The organism is Gottfriedia sp. OAE603 (assembly GCF_040543965.1).
In the GTDB taxonomy this organism is placed as follows: Bacteria; Bacillota; Bacilli; order Bacillales; family Bacillaceae_G; genus Gottfriedia; species Gottfriedia solisilvae.
Window position 1 is genome coordinate 3,127,574 of record NZ_JBEUNN010000001.1, and the last position, 23,676, is coordinate 3,151,249.

At 33.4% G+C, this 23,676-nt stretch carries 18 protein-coding genes and 1 other annotated feature (1 of these 19 running past the window's edge); of the genes, 5 read left to right on the forward strand and 13 right to left on the reverse strand.

Translation table 11 applies throughout. From position 1 onward, the window contains the following. Positions 1-127: a binding site (T-box leader), on the reverse strand (it extends 118 nt beyond the left edge of the window). A gap of 228 nt (positions 128-355) precedes the next feature. After that, positions 356-1,120, forward strand: coding sequence for a sporulation protein (locus ABID96_RS16030; RefSeq protein ID WP_192602883.1), 765 nt, complete (start codon positions 356-358; stop codon positions 1,118-1,120). A 133-nt stretch (positions 1,121-1,253) separates the two neighbouring features. Here ABID96_RS16030 and ysxE read toward each other — a convergent pair whose 3' ends face one another. From ysxE to hemA, 8 genes are all read right to left on the reverse strand, one after another. Beyond that, positions 1,254-2,282 (reverse strand): spore coat protein YsxE, encoded by a 1,029-nt coding sequence (gene ysxE / locus ABID96_RS16035; RefSeq protein ID WP_192602884.1) that lies wholly within the window; start codon positions 2,280-2,282, stop codon positions 1,254-1,256. An 86-nt stretch (positions 2,283-2,368) separates the two neighbouring features. Next, positions 2,369-4,255, reverse strand: a complete 1,887-nt coding sequence (locus tag ABID96_RS16040) for a LysM peptidoglycan-binding domain-containing protein (protein ID WP_192602885.1) — start codon at positions 4,253-4,255, stop codon at positions 2,369-2,371. Between the two features lie 289 nt (positions 4,256-4,544). Continuing rightward, positions 4,545-5,834 carry a glutamate-1-semialdehyde 2,1-aminomutase gene (gene hemL, locus ABID96_RS16045; RefSeq protein WP_088004164.1) on the reverse strand — a complete coding sequence of 430 codons (1,290 nt, stop codon included), beginning with the start codon at positions 5,832-5,834 and terminating at the stop codon, positions 4,545-4,547. A 6-nt stretch (positions 5,835-5,840) separates the two neighbouring features. Continuing rightward, positions 5,841-6,827 (reverse strand): porphobilinogen synthase, encoded by a 987-nt coding sequence (gene hemB / locus ABID96_RS16050; RefSeq protein ID WP_192602886.1) that lies wholly within the window; start codon positions 6,825-6,827, stop codon positions 5,841-5,843. Positions 6,828-6,857: 30 nt separating this feature from the next. After that, positions 6,858-7,625 carry a uroporphyrinogen-III synthase gene (locus ABID96_RS16055; RefSeq protein WP_192602887.1) on the reverse strand — a complete coding sequence of 256 codons (768 nt, stop codon included), beginning with the start codon at positions 7,623-7,625 and terminating at the stop codon, positions 6,858-6,860. After that, positions 7,618-8,550 carry a hydroxymethylbilane synthase gene (gene hemC / locus ABID96_RS16060; RefSeq protein WP_192602888.1) on the reverse strand — a complete coding sequence of 311 codons (933 nt, stop codon included), beginning with the start codon at positions 8,548-8,550 and terminating at the stop codon, positions 7,618-7,620. Before hemC ends, ABID96_RS16055 begins: the two co-directional genes overlap by 8 nt. A gap of 13 nt (positions 8,551-8,563) precedes the next feature. Next, positions 8,564-9,397: a cytochrome c biogenesis protein CcsA gene (gene ccsA / locus ABID96_RS16065; RefSeq protein ID WP_088004172.1), complete on the reverse strand. Its 834-nt coding sequence runs from the start codon at positions 9,395-9,397 to the stop codon at positions 8,564-8,566. Positions 9,398-9,406: 9 nt separating this feature from the next. Beyond that, positions 9,407-10,759 carry a glutamyl-tRNA reductase gene (gene hemA, locus ABID96_RS16070; RefSeq protein WP_192602889.1) on the reverse strand — a complete coding sequence of 451 codons (1,353 nt, stop codon included), beginning with the start codon at positions 10,757-10,759 and terminating at the stop codon, positions 9,407-9,409. A 224-nt stretch (positions 10,760-10,983) separates the two neighbouring features. Here hemA and ABID96_RS16075 point away from each other — a divergent pair, with 224 nt between their 5' ends. Together ABID96_RS16075 and ABID96_RS16080 are read left to right on the forward strand one after the other, a co-directional pair. Continuing rightward, positions 10,984-11,466: a LiaF transmembrane domain-containing protein gene (locus ABID96_RS16075; protein WP_192602890.1), complete on the forward strand. Its 483-nt coding sequence runs from the start codon at positions 10,984-10,986 to the stop codon at positions 11,464-11,466. Positions 11,467-11,518: 52 nt separating this feature from the next. Continuing rightward, entirely contained in the window at positions 11,519-12,550 is a 1,032-nt protein-coding gene (locus tag ABID96_RS16080; RefSeq protein ID WP_192602891.1) for an ion channel, read from the forward strand. A gap of 71 nt (positions 12,551-12,621) precedes the next feature. Here the strand turns inward: ABID96_RS16080 and yihA are convergent, their stop codons facing one another. The 3 genes from yihA to lonB all read right to left on the reverse strand — a co-directional run bounded on the left by yihA (position 12,622) and on the right by lonB (position 17,809). Further along, complete coding sequence (yihA, locus tag ABID96_RS16085) at positions 12,622-13,206, reverse strand: ribosome biogenesis GTP-binding protein YihA/YsxC (protein ID WP_088004180.1); 585 nt, start codon at positions 13,204-13,206, stop codon at positions 12,622-12,624. Then, positions 13,203-15,527 carry an endopeptidase La gene (gene lon / locus ABID96_RS16090; protein WP_192602892.1) on the reverse strand — a complete coding sequence of 775 codons (2,325 nt, stop codon included), beginning with the start codon at positions 15,525-15,527 and terminating at the stop codon, positions 13,203-13,205. The genes yihA and lon overlap by 4 nt, the downstream gene beginning before the upstream one ends. A gap of 581 nt (positions 15,528-16,108) precedes the next feature. Beyond that, entirely contained in the window at positions 16,109-17,809 is a 1,701-nt protein-coding gene (lonB, locus tag ABID96_RS16095; protein ID WP_192602893.1) for an ATP-dependent protease LonB, read from the reverse strand. 160 nt (positions 17,810-17,969) lie between these two features. On the opposite strand from lonB, the gene ABID96_RS16100 reads away from it, so the two are divergent. Next, positions 17,970-18,428 (forward strand): MarR family winged helix-turn-helix transcriptional regulator, encoded by a 459-nt coding sequence (locus ABID96_RS16100; protein ID WP_377896948.1) that lies wholly within the window; start codon positions 17,970-17,972, stop codon positions 18,426-18,428. 270 nt (positions 18,429-18,698) lie between these two features. Then, a complete protein-coding gene (locus tag ABID96_RS16105) occupies positions 18,699-20,702 on the forward strand; it encodes a YhgE/Pip family protein (protein WP_192602895.1) in 2,004 nt (667 codons plus the stop codon). A 56-nt stretch (positions 20,703-20,758) separates the two neighbouring features. Here the strand turns inward: ABID96_RS16105 and clpX are convergent, their stop codons facing one another. Beyond that, entirely contained in the window at positions 20,759-22,036 is a 1,278-nt protein-coding gene (clpX, locus tag ABID96_RS16110) for an ATP-dependent protease ATP-binding subunit ClpX (RefSeq protein WP_192602896.1), read from the reverse strand. A gap of 356 nt (positions 22,037-22,392) precedes the next feature. After that, the gene (gene tig / locus ABID96_RS16115; RefSeq protein ID WP_192602897.1) at positions 22,393-23,673 is read right to left on the reverse strand and encodes a trigger factor; all 1,281 of its coding nucleotides are present in this window, start codon (positions 23,671-23,673) and stop codon (positions 22,393-22,395) included. Positions 23,674-23,676: the final 3 nt, after the last annotated feature.

The window sequence follows — 23,676 nt, forward strand, 5'->3', positions numbered from 1 at the left end:
TCGCATAAAGCTTTCAAAGTCACTGCTCAAGGGCGACATTCCAACTCTTTTTTCTAGAAACCTCCCACCAAATGGTTTCCTCTCTGAAGAACTAGTTTGTTGTACTCTTCCCTATCAACGCATTTCAATATGAATATATTTTATAGTCTACAAAATTTTCGTAACTTTAGTCAACAGTATTTCTATTTTCTTTGTAGAATATTCTTATTGTGTCAATATTGTACCAACATTTTTAATCGATAAATTAAATAAGAAAAGGAATTGTAATGAATTTTTAACATTCACATATACTAGTACTTATTTAAATATGCGATAATTGTATAATATCTAGATATAATGTTTGAGGGGGATTACCATGGGTTTATTTAAAAATACATTAGCTCGTGTTCTTGGAATTGGAGGAACGAGAATTGATACAAAGCTTGAAAAAACAGAATACCAAGCAGGTGAACGTGTAAAAGGTGAATTACATATAAAAGGCGGAAAAGTGAAACAAGAACTTGAATCTGTTTTCTTACATGTAATGACTGATTATGAAGTTGAGTCTAATGATAAAACTTACCATCAAAATGGTACATTACAAAAAGTAATCGTGTCTGTTGATCGAGTAATCAATGCAAGCGAAGAAGTAGTCATACCTTTCTTCTTTACTCTTTCAGAAAATACACCAGTATCACTACACAAATCTCATATATGGATTAAAACTCATTTAGAGATAGATAAAGCAGTTGATCAATACGATGCGGATGGCATTCAAGTTATTCCTTCAATTGGATTAAAAACTGTTATCCAAGCACTTCAAGAAGAAGGGTTTGTCTTAAGAGAAAGTGAAAACAAGAAAAAGTTTGGTAAGATTATTCAGGAATTTGAATTTTATCCTATGAATGGTGAATTTAGAGGTAAATTAGACGAATTAGAAGTTAATTACTTAAGCTTTGATAAAACTGTAGACATTGTTCTTCAAGTGGATCGTAAAGCAAAAGGATTAACAGGTTTATTTTCTGATTCATTAGGTACAGATGAAATAAACGTAAGAATTTCATTCTCGAAAGAACAAATTACAGATAAACAATTTGTACGTAACAGTCTAATGAATGCAATTAAAAGATACTGTAAATAAAAAGCAGTTTATAAAATAACATTAGAATGAATGATCGAAACTAAGCTGGTAGTCTTAATTGGACAACCAGCTTAGTTTTTTTAAATTCTAGTGGAACGATTAAGAATTCATCATGTCTTGTAAATAGATTCACTCAATCTACTATCATTTTTGCTGCCTCAATATCCTCCTGGATTTTTGATATAAAAAATTCAATATTATTCATATGCCAATAAGAATGTAATAACTCTTTTACTCGATCCTTTTCATTTAAATTTCCAGTCCGTTTTGTATAGGACGTTATTTTTGTTGCAGTTTGAACTGGATACGCCATATAACTCATAAATAATAGTTTTTCTTCTTCCCTCAATGAAAAGTTCTTTTCATACATTTTCAACCAATTATTTCGATCTGGCTGTTGAATCGGATAGGTTTTAAATGAATTCTTATAGTAATTTGATAAATCTTGGATTGGCGTTGTTTCTTGAGCATTTTCTAAGTTAATAAATACTCCCTCGCCTCTCTCATTTACTAGGAAATGAGAAATCGAAAGACTACCATGATTCATCACAATTCTTGTATTTTCTGTTTCCTTCATTTTTTTATACCATTCTCCTAATTGATCACTAGCAAATTGATGAGCACTTAAAATTTTATGAAAATAAGTACAATAACTTAATTCATATGGTGACATATACCAATTACCTTCAGCTGCTTCAATAAAATTTTCTAAAACTTCTTTTTCTTTACTCCATCTCTTAGTTAATGTATCGTAGTGATTTTGCAATTGGTCTTTATCAACTTTCTTTTCTTTTTGTGTCCGGTTATGCATCTTCCCTAATGATGTAAACATCCTTTGAAAGTGTAAATTTTCATCAGATCTCGAATCTACGTTTTCAATCCATGGCATTAGATAATAATGCTTTGTGTTATATTCAACAACATAGTCGCCATTTTGAGTGTGATAAATTGGAACAACATTGCGAAAACCTCGATCTTGTAAGGAACGAACATTTTCAACTAAATTATTACGATAGATTCTATTCGGATTTGCTTCTTTTAAAGCAAATACCCCTTGGTTTGTATAAACTTTCACTACTTTTCCAACAGTTTCAAAGTAATTTGGGATTATATGATATTGTGCTAAAATGACGCTTATTTCATCTTTAGGCTTAGTATACAATGTGCGTCACTCTCACTTTCTAAATGAGTAAAAGCCTTGTATTAGTAGACAAGTATCTAAACTAATACAAAGCTCATACTATATTATTATTGTTTTATAGCTGTAACAGGAATGTATATAATTTGACCCTCTGATAAAAATTCATCATTTAAGTTGTTCACTCTATTTAGCTGTTGAGTTTGCAAATTATATTTTTTAGCAACCGTTTCAATCGTGTCACCATTTTGTGCTAAATATAGCTTCATTTTTGTATATGACTCTTCTTTACCCTCACCCGCGAATAAACTTGAGAGCAGATTGTCAGATTTTACACTTCTAGCCTCTTTAGCTTCTTCTTGTGCATTTGTAACCTCGTTAGGATTCTCTCCTGAGACTTCATTTAAAGCTTCACCTGATACTTGGGCTTGATAATATTCTGCATAGTATGGTGGAGTTTGACGAACATCATTTGCATTCAGATTTGCTGGATTACCCTGCGTATATGGATTTTGATATTGTGAATGCTGATTGTAATTAAAAGGCGCTTGTTGATATTGATTATTTGCAAAAGGCTGGTAGCTTTGCTCAACTGCACGTCTATACTGTTCTTCATAGCTTTGAATATCATTTTGTACATTAAAAGGATTTTGTTGCTGCGTATTGTATGCATTATACGAATTGTTTTGTTGTGCAGCAAAATCATTATTTAGAAAACTTGGTTTTTGAACTGCTTCATTATTTAAAAAGCTTGGTTGCTGAACTGCTTCATTATTTAAAAAGCTTGGTTGCTGAGTTGTAAATTCATTATTTAAAAAGCTTTGTCTTGGATTCACTTCATTATTCAGAAAGCTTGGTTGAAGAGTAAATTCACTAGTAGCTTCATTTTGTTTAGTTTCATATACATTGTGTTCTCTTGTTTCTTGATATACTACTTGATCTACATTGCTTTCCTGACTAGCAAGATTGACTTCTTCATTTTCATGGCTTTCTTCTAATTCACCATATACTTCTTCATTTTGATAACTTTCTTCTATTTCACCATATACTTCTTCATTTTGATAACTTTCTTCTATTTCACCATATACTTCTTCATTTTGATAACTTTCTTTTATTTCACCATATACTTCTTCATTCACATAGTTCACTTCAGCTTCTCTATATACTTCCTCATATTGCTCCGCAGATTGTTCCTCTACGTTTTCAACGGCTTGTGTTTCATACGTAATGTTTTCCTCTTGAACATCTTGGTTTTCTATTATTTCACTAGACTGAGTTTGGAAAACCTCAAGGTATGTTGGTTGTCTTGGAAATGTTGGATCTTCTTCCTGTTGATTGTCACTTTCCAACGACTGGATCCAATCACTACCATATAAATCTTCCTTATCATTTACTTCTGTTGATACAGGTTGTTGGTTAAAAAATTGGAATTGTTCTTCAAACTCTCTATCTTCTTGCTGTTCTTCTGCTTCAGCTTCATTACTACTACGATAGTCATTACTATAATTATAATGATTATACTGATTTTGTTCTCTCTGCTCCTGATAGTACTCAACAGCACGGTTATCATGAAGTCCAGAAATACATAAATCAGCAGCAATTTGTATGCAGCCTCTTTCAGTTAACTGATAATCAAAAGTCTCAACTGAAACGCAAAGATTTTCTAAATCAGTAATTCGCGTTAATGGAATTGAAATATCTACCGGAAATTGATGACGTAATTCACAGCTTCCATCGTCTAGCGATCTTACGTCCTCTACTAGTCTTGAAGGTGCTAATTCTCTTAATGAGAAGTAATCACCTTGCCTCACCTGATCAGGCGTATAATTACCTTCTAAGGTTAAGACACCCTTCACTTGAACATATTCATCGAATTGCTGTATAGTAATGTCTGGATTTAGCGAGAGTGACCTTACCTCTTTAACTTCCTGTCCTTTTTGGAACCAGACAGTTTCTTTCAATGAAAAACGAATATTTGTTTGATTTTCTGAAGACACGTTAATGTCCTCCTCTCATCGTCCATTTTGGTCTATGACAATACATCTTTATGAGAGGAAAGAAAAAAATATGAAAAAAAGATTCATATTTTGTACAAAAAATGAATCTTTATATTCCTATTACACAGTATTAAAATGATTTAAAACCAAACTTTTTTCTTATCAAATTAATTTTAAAATTTAAATTGTAACTATTTTTCACAAGATAATCTTTGTTCATTGAAAGAGTAGTCCTGCAAAATCCCATGAAAAAATCCCATACATTTACATTGTATGGGATCTATTTCTATTAATTATTTAATTGAGAAAATGCATATTCTGCAGCTGCAATTGTTTTTTGAATATCCTCATCAGTATGTGAAGTAGATAAGAACAATCCTTCAAATTGTGAAGGTGGTAAGAACACACCTTGTTCAGCCATTAGTTGATAATATTTTGCAAACATTTCTAAATTAGATGTTTTAGCAGCTTCATAATTTTCAACTTTTTCATTCGTAAAGAAGAATCCAACCATTGAACCTGCACGGTTGATACAATGTGGAATATTGTATTTTTCAGCCGCAGCTTTATAACCAGCTTCTAATAAATCTGCTTTACGATTAAATTCATGATAATCTTCTTCAGTCAATTGACTTAATGTTTCAAAACCTGCTGTCATTGCTAGTGGGTTTCCTGAAAGTGTACCTGCCTGATAAATTGGGCCACTTGGCGCAATTTGATTCATAATTTCAGCTTTACCACCATATGCACCAACAGGTAATCCACCACCAATTACTTTACCTAAGCAAGTAATATCAGGTGTAACACCAAAATGGCCTTGTGCACAGTTGTATCCTACACGGAAACCAGTCATAACTTCATCAAAAATTAATAATGTACCATATTGAGTAGTAATTTCACGTAGACCTTCTAAAAAGCCTTCAACTGGTGGTACTACTCCCATATTTCCTGCTACAGGTTCTACGATAATTGCTGCTAAATCATCTCCAAATTGTTCAAATGCATAACGAACACTTTCAAGATCATTGTAAGGTACAGTAATTGTATTAGCTGCCACACCAGCTGGAACTCCAGGACTATCTGGTAATCCAAGTGTAGCAACACCTGAACCAGCTTTAATTAGTAATGAATCACCATGCCCGTGATAGCATCCTTCAAACTTTAAAATTTTATTACGGCCAGTGAATCCACGTGCTAAACGTAATGCACTCATTGTCGCTTCCGTACCTGAGTTTACCATTCGAACAACCTCAATTGAAGGTACGCGATCAATAACAAGCTTTGCAAGTTCTGTTTCTTTTAAAGTTGGTGCACCAAAGCTAGTACCTGTTTCAGCTGTACGTTTTAATCCTTCAACTACTCGCTCATTAGAATGACCCAAAATTAATGGTCCCCATGACAGTACATAGTCAATATATTCATTTCCATCAATATCATAAATCTTAGAGCCTTTTCCGTGGCTCATGAAAATTGGAGCCATATTTACACTTTTAAATGCACGTACTGGACTGTTTACGCCACCTGGAAGAACTTGTTTTGCTTCTTCAAAAGCTTCAATAGATTTGTTATAAGATCTCATTTTCGATTACTTCCCTTCAGACATCCATCTGCAAGCATCTTTTGCATGGTATGTCATAATCATATCTGCACCTGCACGTTTCATACTGATTAGTTTTTCCATTACAATCTTTTCTTCTTCGACCCAACCATTTAAAGCAGCTGCTTTCACCATTGCATATTCGCCACTTACATTATAAGCAACAATTGGTTGGTGATAATTATTACGAATATCACGAATGATATCTAAATAAGACAGAGCTGGTTTAATAATTAAAAAGTCTGCGCCTTCAACTGTATCAGATTCCGCTTCACGGAACGCTTCTAAACGATTAGCAGGATCCATTTGGTATGCTTTGCGATCTCCTTGGCCTGGTGCACTTTGAGCTGCTTCACGGAATGGACCATAAAATGCAGATGCATATTTAACTGCATAAGACATAATTGGCGTATTTTCAAATCCTGCCTCATCTAAAGCATGTCGGATTGTCGCAACGAATCCATCCATCATATTTGAAGGAGCAATAATATCTGCCCCAGCTTTTGCTTGGCTTACAGCCGTTTTTGCTAAAAGTATTAAAGACTCGTCATTGTTAACATATCCGTCCTCTAATACACCACAGTGTCCATGATCTGTATATTCACATAAACAAGTATCAGCAATTACAACCATTTCAGGATATTGTTCTTTAGTTTGTGTAATAGCTCTTTGTACAATACCAGTAGAACAATAAGCTTCAGAACCTACTGCATCCTTCACATCAGGAATACCAAAGAAAATGACAGAACGAATACCTAAAGATGCGATTTCGTCCATTTCCTTCTTTAATTCATCTAAAGAAAATTGGAATACTCCTGGCATTGAATTAATGGGATTTTTAATTCCTTGGCCTTCAACAACAAACAGTGGATAAATAAAGTCTTCTTTATGTAAATGTGTCTCTCTCACCATTGAACGTAATGCTGGTGTTTTTCGTAAACGACGATGGCGATCAAATGGAATTGAATAATTCATTATTTTTCTCCTTCTTTACAAAGAATGACGTTATCTCGAAACGTCTTCTGCTATTTTTTGGATTAATGAGTCAATTGTAAATTTACTAGGAACTAAAATATTTTTAAACCCACTTTGACTAGCTTCTAAAGCAGTAACATCACCAATACATGCAATACTTACGTGCTCTAGTTCTTTCAAGTCAATCGTTCCGTCTATTAAATAACAAAATTGTTTTACACTAAACGGGTTTAAAAATGTAATGACATCTACCTTTTTCTGTAAAAGTACCGTAATAAGATCATCTTTCACACTTGTATTTGGAATCGTCTCATATACAGTTAATAAAGTAACCTGATGGCCATTCTTTCCTAGTATAGTTGGAACAGTTTCACTAGCTAGTGACCCACGGATAAATAAAAATTTTGATTCATCCGTTACGAATGAACTTAACTCAGTTGCTAATGTTTTTCCAGTAAATTGACTTGGTATAAAAGTAACTTGAATGCCATGCTCTTTTAAGATTTTTTTAGTTTTTTCTCCTACAGCGCCAATTTTTTTCTTATTTACTAACTCTATCAATTCTTTTGTACTATTTTGCACAAAGTAAATGACAGCGTTAACACTAGTAAACAAAAGCCAGTCTGTTTCTTCTACTAATTTACAAAGCTTTTTCGGTAAAACTGAGATCTGTACAACTTTTTGAAGTGGTAAATTGATAGGACAACCACCAAACTGCTGAATTAATTGATTTAATTCAGCTGCTTGATGTTCTGCCCTAGTTACCAAGATGTTCATTCCATTTAAGGAATTATTCATTCGCTGCCTCTTTTACAGAATCAATGATCTCTTTTGCACCACGTTTAATTAATAGATTTGCAGCCGCTTCTCCAATTTCTATTGGGTTTGTTCCGACTACAGTTTCTTTTAAAATCGTAGTTCCGTCGGGTTTTGCAACTAATGCAGTTAATGAAATTTCATTCTGTTCATTCATTGTCGCAAATCCTGCTATTGGAACCTGGCAGCCACCTTCCATTTTATGAAGGAATGCACGCTCAGCTTCAACAGTTGTATATGTTAGTTCATCATTTAATCTATTTAATAGTTCACGTATTTCACTATCATTTTCACGACATTCAATTGCTAGCGATCCTTGTCCAACCGCTGGAACACAAATTGTTTCATCAATATATTCATTAATGCTCTCTTCAGCCCAACCCATTCTAGTTAGACCTGCAGCCGCTAAAATAATAGCATCATATTCATTATCTCTTAATTTTTGAATACGTGTATCAATGTTTCCACGAATCCATTTGATTTCCAAATCAGGTCTTACTGCTTTAATTTGTGCACTTCTTCTTAAGCTACTAGTGCCTACAATTGAACCAGTTGCTAGATCCATCAAGCCTTTTCCACTATTTGATAGGAGTGCATCCCTTGGATCGACACGTTTTGGTGTACAACCAATCATTAACCCTTCAGGTAAAATAGCTGGCATATCCTTCATACTATGTACAGCCAAATCGATTTCGTTCGTTAGCATGGCGTGCTCTATTTCTTTTACAAATAAACCTTTTCCACCAACCTTAGAAAGTGTAACATCAAGAATCACATCACCTTTTGTGACAATCTCTTTCAGCTCAAATTCATAATCTGGTGCTACTTCTTTTAGTTTTTCTACAAACCATTTTGTTTGTGTTAAAGCTAACTTACTTCTCCTTGTACCAACAACTATTTTACGCATAGTTTACAGCTCCTTACGTACTCCATAAATGAAACGATGAATATAGATTTGAAACAACATAATTTCCGAACAATACTAAAAAGCAACATATGTTAAATAGGCAAAGAGATTTACCATATAAACGGTTGCTTACTTTTAAATAAATAAATGTACTAAACATGATTAATACAAAAAACGATCCAAGTACCTTCATGTCATACCAGACAAATGAGTGTAATCTAAGACTCGCCCAAATCACACCTAGAAACAGAGAAGTAAACATTAGGGGGACACCAAATAGATTAAATGTATTAACCATTTTTTCCAACTTACCTAAACTGCCTAATTTCTTTAAGTGATTAGACCACTTTTTCTTTTTTAATAAAAAGTATTGGAAGATGTACATTACTGAGAAAATAAACGATAGCGTAAATGCACCATACGCTAAAAAAGCAAGTCCAATATGAACATACAGTAACTCCGATTTTAATTGATCAACAAGTGTAGCTGTTTTTCCAGCCTTCGGAATTAAAATGGACAATGAAAATACTAAAAATGAAACAACATTCGTAAAGAATACTAGATAATCAAGCTTAACAAGCCAGTTAATAATCATTGATAAAGAAATGATGATCCAAACATATACATATAAACCTTCTCTAGATGTAATGAAGGAAAATAAACTATATTGGCTGACTGAGTAAATCATTAATACTGTAGAAAATCCCCAAACAATTGCTAACAAATAAAAGGCAACTCTACTGGCCAGTCTATTTGTATCAATAAAATCGATAAACGAAAAAACAATACTCCATGCAAACAATAGGATGATCAAGTGGTATACAAAACTACTTTCCAATAGCTCCACTATACACTCCTACAAATATCCCAGTTCTTGTTTTACACGTAAAGTATCTTTTTCTTTTGCAGTTTGCATGTGTTTTTCTTCATTCGATTCATTCAATAATTCATCTAATTTAAAGATTTCTTTAAATAAAGCAATTTGTGCTTCGGATTGTTTAGATGAGCCCATCTCTTTCGCTTTCATAATCGGATCGCGTAACAACTGGTTTACAATACTCTTCGTATGCTTTTGAATGACTTTTAAATCTCTTTCAGATAAGTGCGGGAGTTTACGCTCTAAACTCGTCATCGTATCTGATTGAATGTCTAAAGCTTTTTCACGTAAAGCAGAAATAACTGGTACAACGCCTAATAAAGATAACCATGATTGGAAATTATCAATTTCCTCTGTAATTGAATGTTTAATCTTAACTGCTTCTCTTTCACGTTCAGCTAAATTCTCGGCTACAATTCCTTGCAAATCATCGATATCATATAAAAATGCACTGCTTATATTATGAATAGAAGGTTCAATATCTCGTGGTACCGCAATATCTACTAAAAATAATGGTTTACCTTTACGAGCTTTTTCAATACGTTGAACCATCTTTTCAGTTATAACATATTCTTTCGAACCAGTTGAGCTAATCACAATGTCCGCTTCTTTTAAAGAGTCCTCTAAAGATTCTAGACCTTTCCCTACTCCATTAAATTGAGATGCAAGCTTAACTGCATTTTCAGTTGTACGATTAATAACTGTAACTTTGCCAACACCTTGCGAATAAAGGTTTTGCAAAGCAAGATTACTCATTTTACCTGCTCCAACAATTAAAACATTACATCCTTTTAAATTACTAAATATTTTCTTTGAAAGTTCTACTGCTGCATAGCTAACTGATACTGCATTTTCACCGATTCCAGTTTCAGAGTGAACTTTTTTTGCAAACGTAATTGCTTGCTTAAATAATTGATTAAAAATCGTGCCAATCACATGATCTTCTTGTGCAAGTAAGTAACTATCTTTTACTTGTCCAAGAATTTGTGTTTCTCCGATTACCATTGAATCTAAACCACTTGAAACAGTAAATAAATGCTCAATCGCTTCATTACCTGTTTTAATGATTAAGTATGGAGACAATTCTTCATCTTTTAAACCGAATTTTTGTAAAAGAAATCTCTTCATGTAATATTGTCCAGTGTGAATTTGATCAACGACTGCATAAATTTCTGTACGATTACAAGTTGACACGATAATGTTCTCTAAAATGCTTTTCTCATTTTTTAAAGAACACATTGCTTCAGCTAGTTCACTAGGTGCAAACGCTACTTTTTCACGTACTTCAATCGGGGCAGTTTTATAATTAATTCCGATTGTAATAATGTGCATTCCCTTTAAGCCCCCCTATTTATCTTAAGAATGACGATTTATCTATATCAATTAGGTAAAATATGATAACTATGTTCTACCTCAATATGCTATCATAAATGTTGTAATTTGTAGAATGATTAATCTTGAACATTTTATGAATTATACACAAATTATACACAAATTCTATTATACAATAATTTTTAAATAAAAGTGATTACAAAAAATGTTAAACAGGAGTTGCTATGAAAAAAAATCGTTTATTTATTGGAATCCTATTAATCGGCTTTGGTTTGTATTACTTTATTTCGAAATGGCAGGTCCCTTCACTAAACATATTTACATACTGGACGACGCCAATCTTAATTACTGGTATTGCACTTTTAGTTCAAGCTTTTAAAGGTAAAGAAACACATTATGTATTCCCTGGATTTATCGTTCTTGGATTTGGCATTCACTTTTATGCGATTACACATGTGGACTCATGGCCAAATCATTGGTCTGTATTAACACTCATCATATCCATTGGCATGCTATTTCAATCTCAAAGAGGTAAAGGAGATCTTCTTCCAGGAATTCTATTATTTATTATGTCTTTATTTTTCCTTTTTAATGAAAAGCTTACAACAATGCTTAGCTCACTTCAGTCACAGGTTTCGTATTTCCAGCAATATTGGCCAGTCTTAATTGCCTTGATTGGTTTATACCTTCTATTTTCAAAAAAATAAACATATCGTTACTTAGAAGGATCTAACAACGATTTTTAGGGGAGGACTGTCATTGCTATACTTCCTTACATTATGGAAAAAATTTGTTTCATTTAATTATGTATCAATTTTAATTCTATCTATACTCATTGTCTCATTTGGGACGATTACTATACATATTTTAGAACCCGAGACATTTCCTACTTTATTTGATGGCTTATGGTGGACAATGACAACATTAACAACAGTTGGTTATGGGGATTTTTTTCCTAAGACCATAGCAGGAAGATGTTTAGGAATGTTCTTATTTATATTCGGAGTAGGTATTATCGGTTTGCTAGTTTCAAAAACTGTCGATTCCTTTTCAAAGTACCATCGGTTGAAGTTGGAGGGAAAAATTATGTATAAAGAAAATCATCATTATATTTATATCGGTTGGTCAAAAAAAACAAAGGATGCTATTGAAGAGTTATTTGATTCCTCTCCGACAGCAAAAGTTGTCCTAATCGAAAATTTAGATACATCACCTTTTGACCATCCACAAGTTCATTTTATACAAGGCGACCCATCAATAGAAAATACTTTGTTAAACGCAAATATTTTCGGTGCGAAAAGAGTATGTATTTTTGCAGATTCATTAATTGAAGATAGTGTGTTAAAAGATGGTAAAACATTATTGATTGCATCAGCTGTAGAATCTTTATCTAAAACACATCAAAAGCCGATTCATACAATAGTAGAAATTTCAAAAGAAAGTCATATTGTTAATTTTAAGCACGTTAATGTTGATGATTTCGTATTATCTTATGAATCTGTTTCAAGATTAATAGCAAAAACGACTTTACATCCTGGTACTTCAACAATATTTAGACATCTATTAAACACTAAATTTGATGGTAGTAATATTCATGTGATTACACCGCTAAAAGAGTGGATCACATACGAAGATGCATACTTAGAATTATTTAAAAAAGGCGCATCCTTATTAGCGGTAAATGAACAACTAAATATTCCAAAGTTCAAGAACTTACCTTTACAATCAACTGATCGATTATATATTTATTGTGAAGAAAATATGCTTAAAACGATTCAAACAGGGAATTAAAAAACTTATTTTATTTCTAAACAGAACAAAAAAAGAAGCTAGTAGGCAAATATATGCTACTAGCTTCTTTTTTATTTACAAAGTCGATCAATAATAGACCAAGCTTTTTCTTTTCCCATACCAGTCTCAGAAGAAAATAAAACTAATTCATCGCCTTCTTCGATTTGCATTGTTTCTCTAACAACTTTTGCATGTTTATCCCATTTACCTTTAGGAATTTTATCTGCTTTAGTTGCAACGATAATAACAGGGATTTGATAATGTTTTAGAAAATCATACATCATTACATCATCTTTTGTTGGTGAGTGACGTAAATCCACTAAAAGCACAACAGCTTTTAATTGGTCACGTGATGTGATATATGTTTCAATCATTTTCCCCCATGCTTCACGCTCAGTTTTAGAAACTTTCGCATATCCATAACCAGGAACGTCCACATAAAATAATTTTTCATTAATTAAGAAAAAATTCAATGTTTGTGTCTTTCCAGGTTTTGAAGATGTACGGGCTAACGCTTTACGGTTTAACATTTTATTAATAAATGATGATTTCCCTACATTCGATCGGCCAGCCAATGCGATTTCGGGAAGCTGTGTATCTGGATACTGATTAGGGCGAACTGCACTAATCACAATATCCGCTGATGTTACTTTCATTTTTTCACTCCTACTATAGCATGCACTAAAACCTCATCTAAATGGGAAACAGGGATAACAGTTAATCCTTCTTTAACCAAAGGTGGTACATCCTCTAAATCTTTTTCATTTTCTTTTGGGATTATAACTGTTGTTAATCCAGCACGATGAGCACTTAGCATTTTTTCCTTCAATCCACCAATTGGTAATACTCGACCACGTAATGTGATTTCACCAGTCATTCCAACCTCTTTACGAATTGGTTTATTTGTTAGTGCAGAAATTAATGCAGTTGCCATCGTAATACCTGCTGAAGGACCATCCTTTGGAACGGCACCTTCTGGAACATGGATATGAATATCTAATTTCTCATAGAAATCAGGATCAATACCAAGTCCTTCTGCTTTTGAGCGTATATAGCTAAATGCAGCTTGTGCAGACTCCTTCATTACATCCCCAAGCTTACCAGTTAAAGTTAGCTTGCCCTTACCAGGATACAGTGATACTTCAATAGAAAGCGTGTCTCCACCAAATGCAGTATATGCTAAACCAGTTGCAACACCAATTTGGTCTTCATTTTCCATTTGACCGTATGAAAAAGTTTTCTTTCCTAAAAACTCTTCAATATTTTTATCAGTAAAAATTATTTTTTGTTTCTCATTTGAAACAATTAATTTTGCTGCTTTTCGGCATAATGTAGCAAGTACTCGCTCTAATGATCGTACTCCTGCTTCACGTGTATAATGACGGATAATTGCACTTAATGCACTCTCACGAATTTGAACAGTAGATTTATTTAATCCATGTTCAGCTAATTTTTTAGGGAATAAATGCTTTTTCGCAATATTAATCTTTTCGAGCTCAGTATAACCAGAAAGAGTTATAATTTCCATTCTATCACGTAACGGTCCCGGAATTGTAGATAAATCGTTAGCAGTTGCCACAAACAACACTTGTGAAAGATCAAAAGGCTCTTCAATATAATGATCACTGAAGGAATTGTTTTGCTCAGGATCAAGAACCTCTAGCATTGCCGAAGATGGATCACCTCTAAAATCACTTGACATTTTATCAATCTCATCAAGTAAGAATACAGGATTATTTGATCCAGCTTTCTTTATCCCTTGAATAATACGACCTGGCATCGCTCCAATATACGTTCTTCTATGGCCTCTAATTTCTGATTCATCACGAACGCCACCTAAAGATACTCTAACGAATTTTCGTGATAATGCATTCGCGATTGAACGAGCTAAAGAAGTTTTACCAACCCCCGGAGGTCCTGCCAAACATAAAATTGGACCGCGTAATGAATTTGTTAACTGTTGAACAGCTAAATATTCTAAAATTCGTTCCTTAACTTTTTCAAGTCCCTCATGTTCATTATTTAGGATCTTTTCAGAACGATGAATATCTAATGTATCCTCTGTTCCAAGTGACCAAGGAAGTGAGACCATCCAATCTAAATACGTTCGAACAACGCCTGCTTCTGCAGCATTTGGCGGAAGTTTTTCATATCTAGCTAATTCTTTTAACACTAACTCTTTTGTTGATTCAGGCATCCCGGCATCTTCTATTTTAGTTAAGAATTTATCTACTTCTTCTGTTTTACCTTCACGATCACCAAGTTCTCGTTGAATCACTTTTAATTGCTCTCTTAAAAAATACTCTTTTTGAGTTTTATCAATACTTTTCTTAACTTGTTGACCAATCTTCTCTTCTAATTTAAGTAATTCTTTTTCATCTTGAAGAAAATTCAAGATACTATGTATTCTTTCAGTCACATCAACAGTTGCTAATATTTTTTGCTTTTCTTCTTCCTTCAAAGGAATAGCATCAATCATCGCATCAGCTAACTTACCTGGCTGATCCTGTTTAACAATTGTTGCAATTGTTTCAGGTAAAATACGTTTTGATAATTTACTGTACTGCTTAAAATGTTGTAACAGAGTTCTCATTAAAGCTCGAAGCTCTTTGGAATCATCTGGTGCATCTGGATATTCTTCTACCTTTGCAGAAAGGAACTCATTTTGATCAATAATTGATTTAATCTTTCCTCTGTGTAACCCCTCAACTGTAATACGAACTGTACCATTTGGCAGAGTAATCTTTTGCGTTAACTTCGCTAATGTACCAAATTGATACAACTCTTCTAGCTTAGGATTTTCTGTATCTGCATCTATTTGCGTAACCACAAAAATTAAATGTTCTAAATCATTAGCTTCCTGTATGGCTTTTATTGACTTTGTTCTTCCTACATCGAGATGTGCAATTGTCGCAGGAAATACACTAATTCCTCTTAATGGTAGGAGGGGTACAACTTTTTCTTTTGTAACTTTCATTTCGTTACACCTCCATATATTTCATTCTATTTAGTTATTTTACCTTAACATCCATATCATTTACAATGAAATGAATTTGTATTTTAAGAAAAGTGGAGGCGACTGATTAGCTCCGACAAGCATAAGGCGAATACCAGTGAAAGTTGCTTTTTAACTTTAACTGGTATTTGACTTATGACCTCGAGGAGCTAGGAGCCGGAACTAGACATTAAGAAAAGTGGAAGGTGTTCGCCCAGCCCCGACAAGCATAAGGCTAAGAACACTGAAAGTTGCTTTTTAACTTTCATTGGGCTTAGACTTATGACCTCGAGGGGCTAACACCTGGAACTAGACATAAAGAAAAGTGGAAGCGACTGATTAGCTCCGACAATCATAAGGCGAATACCAGTGAAAGTTGCTTTTTAACTTTAACTGGTATTTGACTTATGACCTCGAGGAGCTAGGAGCCGGAACTAGACATTAAGAAAAGTGGAAGCGACACGGACAATAAAAAAAGTGTCCCGTTCAACTTCATTAAAAATAGAGAAAAAGAGTGTTATTCTCTATTTATTCGAAATGAGTTGATTCGAACACTTTTTTATTTACATAGATTGCGATTGACTTTCCTCAAACAATGTAAGTTGAGTAAAGTCTTCTTTTGTTGATTTGCTTGTTAGTTCAAATTTCCAATTGTCTTTAAAGACTTCATGTAAAACTTTTTCAATACGATCGACAGCTAAAATTTCAACATTTTCATAATGATGTAATGTAGATTGATCGTTTTCTTTTGGAATGATAATTTTTTTCGCGCCTGCCTTTACAGCTGCTTTTACTTTTTCCGGTACACCGCCAACTGGTTTAACTTCACCTTGAATACTCATTTCACCTGTTAATGCAATCGTATTGTCGACTGGAATATTATTAACTGCTGAAAATATACCTACAACCATTGCAATACCAGCAGACGGACCATCTGTTAAAGCCCCACTTGGGAAGTTAATATGAATAGTAAAGTCTTCGATTGGGACACCAATTTTACGTAAAATAGTCGTTACATTTTCTAGAGAACCTTTTGCCATACTTTTTCTTCTAACCGACTTACCTTGATTTCCAAGACTTTCTTCCTCTACGATACCAGTAATTGTAATCGTTCCTTTTCCTGCTTCTTTTGCAGGAATAGCACTAACTTCAATAGATAATAAGGCACCAATATTTGCACCATAAACAGCTAATCCATTTACAAGACCCACTGTTGGGTGTTCAGGTATTTTATTAACCAATCTAGGTGATAGACGACTAACTGAGACTACCCATTGAATATCTTCTTCTACTAATTCGTTACGTCCAGCAGTTAAAACCATTCCACCAGCTAACTGAATTAAATTGATAGCTTCACGGCCATTTTTTGCGTATCTTCCGACTAATTCTAGCGCTTTTTCAGAAATAGTTAAATCAATTTTTTCTGCTGATCTTTTTGCGACTGCTTGAATCTCGTCCTGTTCTAGTTCTCTAAAAAATATTTCTAAACAACGCGAACGAATAGCAGGTGGTATCTCCTCAGGAGAACGTGTTGTTGCACCAACTAATCTAAAATCTGCTGGTAATCCATTCTTAAAGATTTCATGAATATGTGCTGGAATAGATGGATTCTCTTCTTGGTAATAAGCACTTTCAAACTTTACTTTTCGATCTTCTAATACTTTTAGCATTTTATTCATCTGAATTGGATGAAGCTCTCCAATTTCATCAATAAATAGAATTCCGCCATGCGCATCCGTTACTGCACCTTTTTTCGGTTGAGGTACACCAGCTTGCCCCATCGCACCTGCTCCTTGATATATCGGATCATGAACTGAACCAATTAGAGGATCTGCAATACCTCTCTCATCGAATCTAGCAGTAGTTGCATCTAATTCAATAAAGACAGCATCGTTTTTAAACGGTGTTTGAGGATTTTTTTTAGCTTCTTCTAACACAAGTCTTGCAGCCGCAGTTTTCCCAATTCCAGGTGGTCCATATATAATCACATGTTGAGGATTTGCACTACATAAAGATGCTTTTAACGCTTTAATACCATCTTCTTGACCGACAATATCATTAAAAGTAGTCGGTCTGACTCTTTCAGCTAATGGAACAGTTAATGAAATTGCTTTTAACTTCCTTAATTGTTCCATTTCTTTTTTGGATTCACGGTCAATTGAAACTTTTGTTGTTCGTTGACCTTTTAATAAATGAATAAAGTACAATGCGACAATCGTACCTAAAGCGAGCTGTGCTAATAAAATAATAGTTGTTAAGTTCATTTTATACCCCTCCACTGAAGTAGAAATTAATTCTAGTATCGCCTCTTAATTGGAAGGATAAACCATTTTTAAAAATTAACTTACTTACGTTTACTTTACTTTTCAAGCTTATTCAAAGTAAGATTATTTTAATAAAGTAAATATTTATGGAGCGAATATGATGAATAACAAATTTGATAATATAGACAAATTAGAATTGGAATTAGCTATTTTTGTTCGAAGAGCTGAAGCTACTAGAATTGCCTTTTTAAAATATAGAGATTTAAATCGTTCAATTTACTTACTCTTACTTTCAATTGAAAAGTTCGGACCAATTAGTATTAAGTCATTAGCAGATCAATTTCAACTAGATATTTCAACAATGAGCAGACAAACTTCATCTTTAGAAGCAAAAGGTTTTATTAAAAGAGTCTCAGACGCAAAAGATGCCAGAATCAGTCTGTTTGAAATTACTAATTTAGGTATTGAACAATTAACTGAAGTGAAAAGCGAGCGTCGATTGTTTTACACTGAGTTTTTAAAAGATTGGTCAGATGAAGATAAAACTCAATTTACGGAATTACTAAAAAAGTTTAATCATACTGCAGAAAATTTCAAAAAGAATTATAAGAAATCTTAAAAATATCTTGATATATTATTAAAAAATTTTAACTTGCATAATACAACCTATTACACTAATATAGTTGTGTATCACAACTAGTTTTTGTCCTAATAGTTGTATGAAGCAAGTTTTTCTTTCGTTTGAGAACTGATTAACATGTCATTTTATACGATAAAACTTGTATCATACAAGTATATTAGACAAACCCTCTTAATTAGAGGTGTTTCTTTATAACGAAACTTGTATCATACAAGTTTTTATTTTTTTTAGAATGGAGTGAGTTATATAATGGGTCTTACATTATTTATAAAAGATTGGCAGCATATCTTAAAGCATAAAATGGCTACGATTGCTGTTGGAATTCTTTTATTAATGCCACTAGTTTATGCAGGTTTATTTGTTGCTGGATATTGGGATCCATATGGAAAGTTAGATCAATTTCCCGTGGCAGTTGTGAATTTAGACCAAGGATCTAATATGGGTGATACAGATATTCATATTGGAAATGATATGGTAACTGATTTAAAAGAGAACAAAAACTTAGATTTACATTTTGTATCCCAAGACCGCGCTAAAAAAGGGTTAAATAAAGGAGATTACTTCTTAATCATCACTATTCCAAAGAATTTCTCTGAAAAAGTAGCAACTATTTCCGATGAACACCCTCAAAAAGCAAAATTAGAATACAAAATTAATCAAGGTAAAAACTTTGTTGCAGGTCAAATTAGTAGCCAGGTAGCTAAAGAAATTTATGACAAAGTTAGTACAGAAATTACTAAGTCTTACACTGAGACTATCTTTTCGAATCTAAAAGATATGAGTAATGGATTTGAACAAGCCAGTAACGGTGCCACTAAAATTCATGAAGGAACTAATAAAGCAAAAAATGGTGCTTCAAATCTAAAAGATGGTGCAAGTCAACTGGCTAGAGGAGAAAGACAATTATCTAATAGTACCGTTCCATTAACAGAAGGTATAAATAAGCTGTCAGATAGTTTAAGTACAATAAAATCTGGATCTGATTCTTTAACTACTGGATTAGATGAATTAAATAATGCTGGCGGACAGCTTGAAAGTGGTGCTACTTCATTAGTTTCTGGCGTAACACAACTTAAATCAGCTAGTGATACACAAGGTATGCTAATAACAGAGCTTGAAAAAACAAAACAAAGTTTAACTATCAAACTAGATGAATATATCAATAAAAATTCAGAAGCAAAAGATGACGACACAATTAAGGCTATACAATCAGAAATACAAATTATTACTGGACTATTAAATAAAATGCAAACAATCCAAACATTACAATCTAATGGAATCACCAAAGTAAAAGACGGACAAGAAGATCTTGCAAAAGGATTGCATTCATTTGATAAACATCTGAATGGTGCATACTTAGGTAGTCAAAAATTAACAGCTGGATTAACTAAATTCTCTTCTGGAATGACAAAATGGAATGAGGGTTTCCATACATTTAGTAATGGTGTTATTTCTGCGACAAATGGATCAGAAAAAATACTTGATGGTACCTCAGCTTTAGTTAATGGCATGCAGGATTTAACAAATGGAACTGGTGAATTATCAGATAAACTAAGTGATGCAGCAAATAAATCTTCAAATATTCATTCAGACGAGAATCTTTTTAGTATGTTCTCAAGACCTGTTGATTTACAAGAAACTGTTATAAATGAAGTTGAAAACTATGGTACATCAATGGTGCCTTATTTCCTTACACTAGGTTTATTTGTTGGTGGCTTAATTGCATCAAACGTTGTTCCTTTTGAGCGTGAATCAAAAATTCCTGGAGTATCTGGTTGGCAGCATTTCGTTAATAAGTTTTGTCTCTATGCTTCATTTGCTTTCATTCAAACAATTATTGTAGATATTGTCATATTGTTTGGTTTTGACGTGCTTGTTTACAGTATCCCAAAATTCTTGATCCTCAGTTTATTAGCTGCATTGACATACGTTACTTTTATCTTAATGCTTGTTTCAATCTTTGGAGGAATTGGAAAATTAGGTGCCATTATTTTACTCGTTACACAATTAGTTACTTGTGGCGGTACGTTCCCAATCGAACTAGCTTCACAATTTATACAAGATATTAATAAGTTTCTTCCAATGACATATGCAGTAAATAGTTTTAGAAGTGTAATTAGTACAAGAGAATGGAATGTATATTGGAATGGAATTGGAATTTTGTTCTCGTTTACTTTTGTATTTGCATTAATAGCGTGTTTACTAGTTGTAAAGGCAAATCAGAAAGAAAAACTTGTAACATCAGCTGGATAACAGAATACAATCTCAAAATAAAAAACCAAATGCTTAGGAAGCATTTGGTTTTTTTATTAAGCTAATTTATTTTTCTTTTCTTTTTTATTTAGTTCTAATTCCGAACCGTCTTCTAAGACAAGCTTTGGAGCTGCACCAGATTTAACAGTTTCAGCAGAAATTACGCATTTTTGAATATCTTCACGAGAAGGTAATTCAAACATAATATCTAACATAATTCCTTCGATAATTGAACGTAGACCACGAGCACCCGTTTTACGTTCAATTGCTTTTTTAGCAATTTCAGTTAACGCTTGATCTTCGAACTCAAGTTCAACTTGGTCAAGTTCTAGTAATTTTTGATATTGCTTAATTAGAGCATTTTTTGGTTTCGTTAAAATTTCTACTAACGATGTTTCATCAAGCTGCTCTAAGTTCGCTAATACCGGTAAACGACCAATAAACTCTGGAATTAAACCAAATCGTAATAAGTCTTCTGGTAATACGTGGTTTAAGATCTCTTTTGAACTTAAGTCGTTCTTTTCAGAGTCTCCACCAAATCCAATTACTTTTTTACCTAAACGACGTTTAATGATCTGTTCAATACCATCAAATGCTCCACCACAAATAAATAAAATATTTGTTGTATCGATTTGAATAAATTCTTGATGAGGATGCTTACGTCCACCTTGTGGCGGAACACTAGCAACTGTTCCTTCAAGAATTTTTAAAAGTGCTTGTTGTACACCTTCACCTGATACGTCACGAGTAATTGATGGGTTCTCAGATTTACGAGCTACCTTATCAATTTCATCAATATAGATAATACCTTTTTCTGCACGTTCTACATCATAATCAGCAGCTTGGATTAGTTTTAGAAGAATGTTCTCTACATCTTCACCCACATATCCTGCCTCAGTTAATGAAGTAGCATCAGCAATTGCAAAAGGTACATTTAAAATACGTGCTAATGTTTGAGCTAATAATGTTTTACCACTACCAGTTGGTCCAATCATTGCAATATTACTTTTCGATAATTCAACTTCATCAATTTTACTATTTGAATTAATTCGTTTGTAATGATTATACACAGCTACTGATAAAGCCCTTTTTGCATTGTCTTGACCAATTACATATTCATCAAGAATCTCGCAAATTTCTTTTGGCTTTGGTACATCTTTAAACTCTACTTCCTCTTCTTTCGCTAATTCCTCTTGAACAATTTCAGTACATAATTCGATACACTCGTCACAAATGTACACACCAGGTCCAGCAACTAGCTTCCTTACCTGAGACTGAGATTTTCCACAGAACGAACATTTTAGCTGTCCTTTTTCTTCGTTAAATTTGAACATATGTTCACTCCCTCTAAAAATTTCTAAAAAGTCACTCAATATGTATGTATTACGAAAAAATATGTATCTTGTAGCTATATGATAGCACACAAAATAAACAAAGCAATTATTTAGTTCTCTTAAGTTGTTTAAATTTTTAGAATATATATATTCTAATGTAAAGTAGATAATCCTTTTTTTAAAGAATTATTTTTAGTATAGCCACAATCTTTTTTTAAAAACTGTATTAACAGATTCTAACATATGTATATGTGCATTTTAAAGGAATCAGTTCATATTACCAAATATTTCATTATTTAAAAACAAGGCACGAAAAATTCGCGCCTTGTTTTATACACTATATTTATAAATAACGCTTATTTTTTTCTGCTATCTACTAATAATTCAACAGCTTTACGGATTTGGATATCATCACGAACTGCATCAGTACCACCAAGCATTCCAACTAATTGGTCAGCAGGGATATTGTACATTTCAGATAAACGTCCTAATTCTTCGTTAACTTCTTCTTCAGTTGCTTCGATTTTTTCAGCTTCGATGATCGCATCGATTGTTAGGTCGATTTTCACACGAGCTTCAGCATCTGTACGCATTTGGCCACGAAGATCTTCTTCTTTTGTACCAGTGAATTGGTAGTAAAGTTCTAAGTTTAATCCTTGCTGAGCAATACGTTGTTCAAAGTCTTTAACCATACGGTCAACTTGGCTTTCGAACATTACATCAGGGATTTCCACTTCAGCATTGTCAGCAGCTTTTTGTACTAATGCATCACGTAAGCTACCTTCAGCTTGAGCTTTTTTAGACTCTTCTAAATCAGCTTTGATTTTAGCTTTAAGAGCATCTAAAGTTTCAACTTCATCGTTTACATCTTTAGCGAACTCGTCGTTTAATTCAGGTAGTTCTTTAGATTTGATTTCATGAACAGTTACTTTGAAAGTAGCAGCTTTTCCTGCTAATTCAGCACTGTGGTACTCTTCAGGGAATGTTACGTTTACATCAGTTTCAACGCCTGATTTTGTACCAACTAAAGCATCTTCAAATCCAGGAATGAATGAACCTGAACCGATTTCTAATGCATAGTTTTCACCTTTTCCACCTTCGAAAGCAACGCCATCAACGAAACCTTCGAAATCGATTACAGCTGTATCGCCTTGTTCTACTGTACCGTCTTCTTTAACTACTAACTCAGCTTGACGCTCTTGTAATTTAGTTAATTCAGCTTGTACATCTTCTTCAGTTACAGTTGCATCAGTTTCTTCAACTTCTAAACCTTTGTATTCACCTAATTTAACTTCAGGCTTTACAGTTACTTTAGCTTTGAAAATTAAAGTTTTACCTTTTTCCATTTGCTCTACATCAACCTCTGGGCGATCAACTGGCTCAATACCAACTTCTTGAACAGCTTGGCTGTATGCTTCTGGTAAAATTACATCTAAAGCATCATTGTAAAGTGCTTCGATACCAAATTTTTGTTCGAAAATTGGACGAGGTAATTTTCCTTTACGGAATCCAGGTACATTAATTGTTTTTACAACTTTTTTGAAAGCTGCGTCTAAACCTTTATCTACTTCAGAAGCTTCAACTTCTACAGTTAATAGACCAACGTTAGCTTCTAATTTTTCCCATTTAGCAGTCATTGT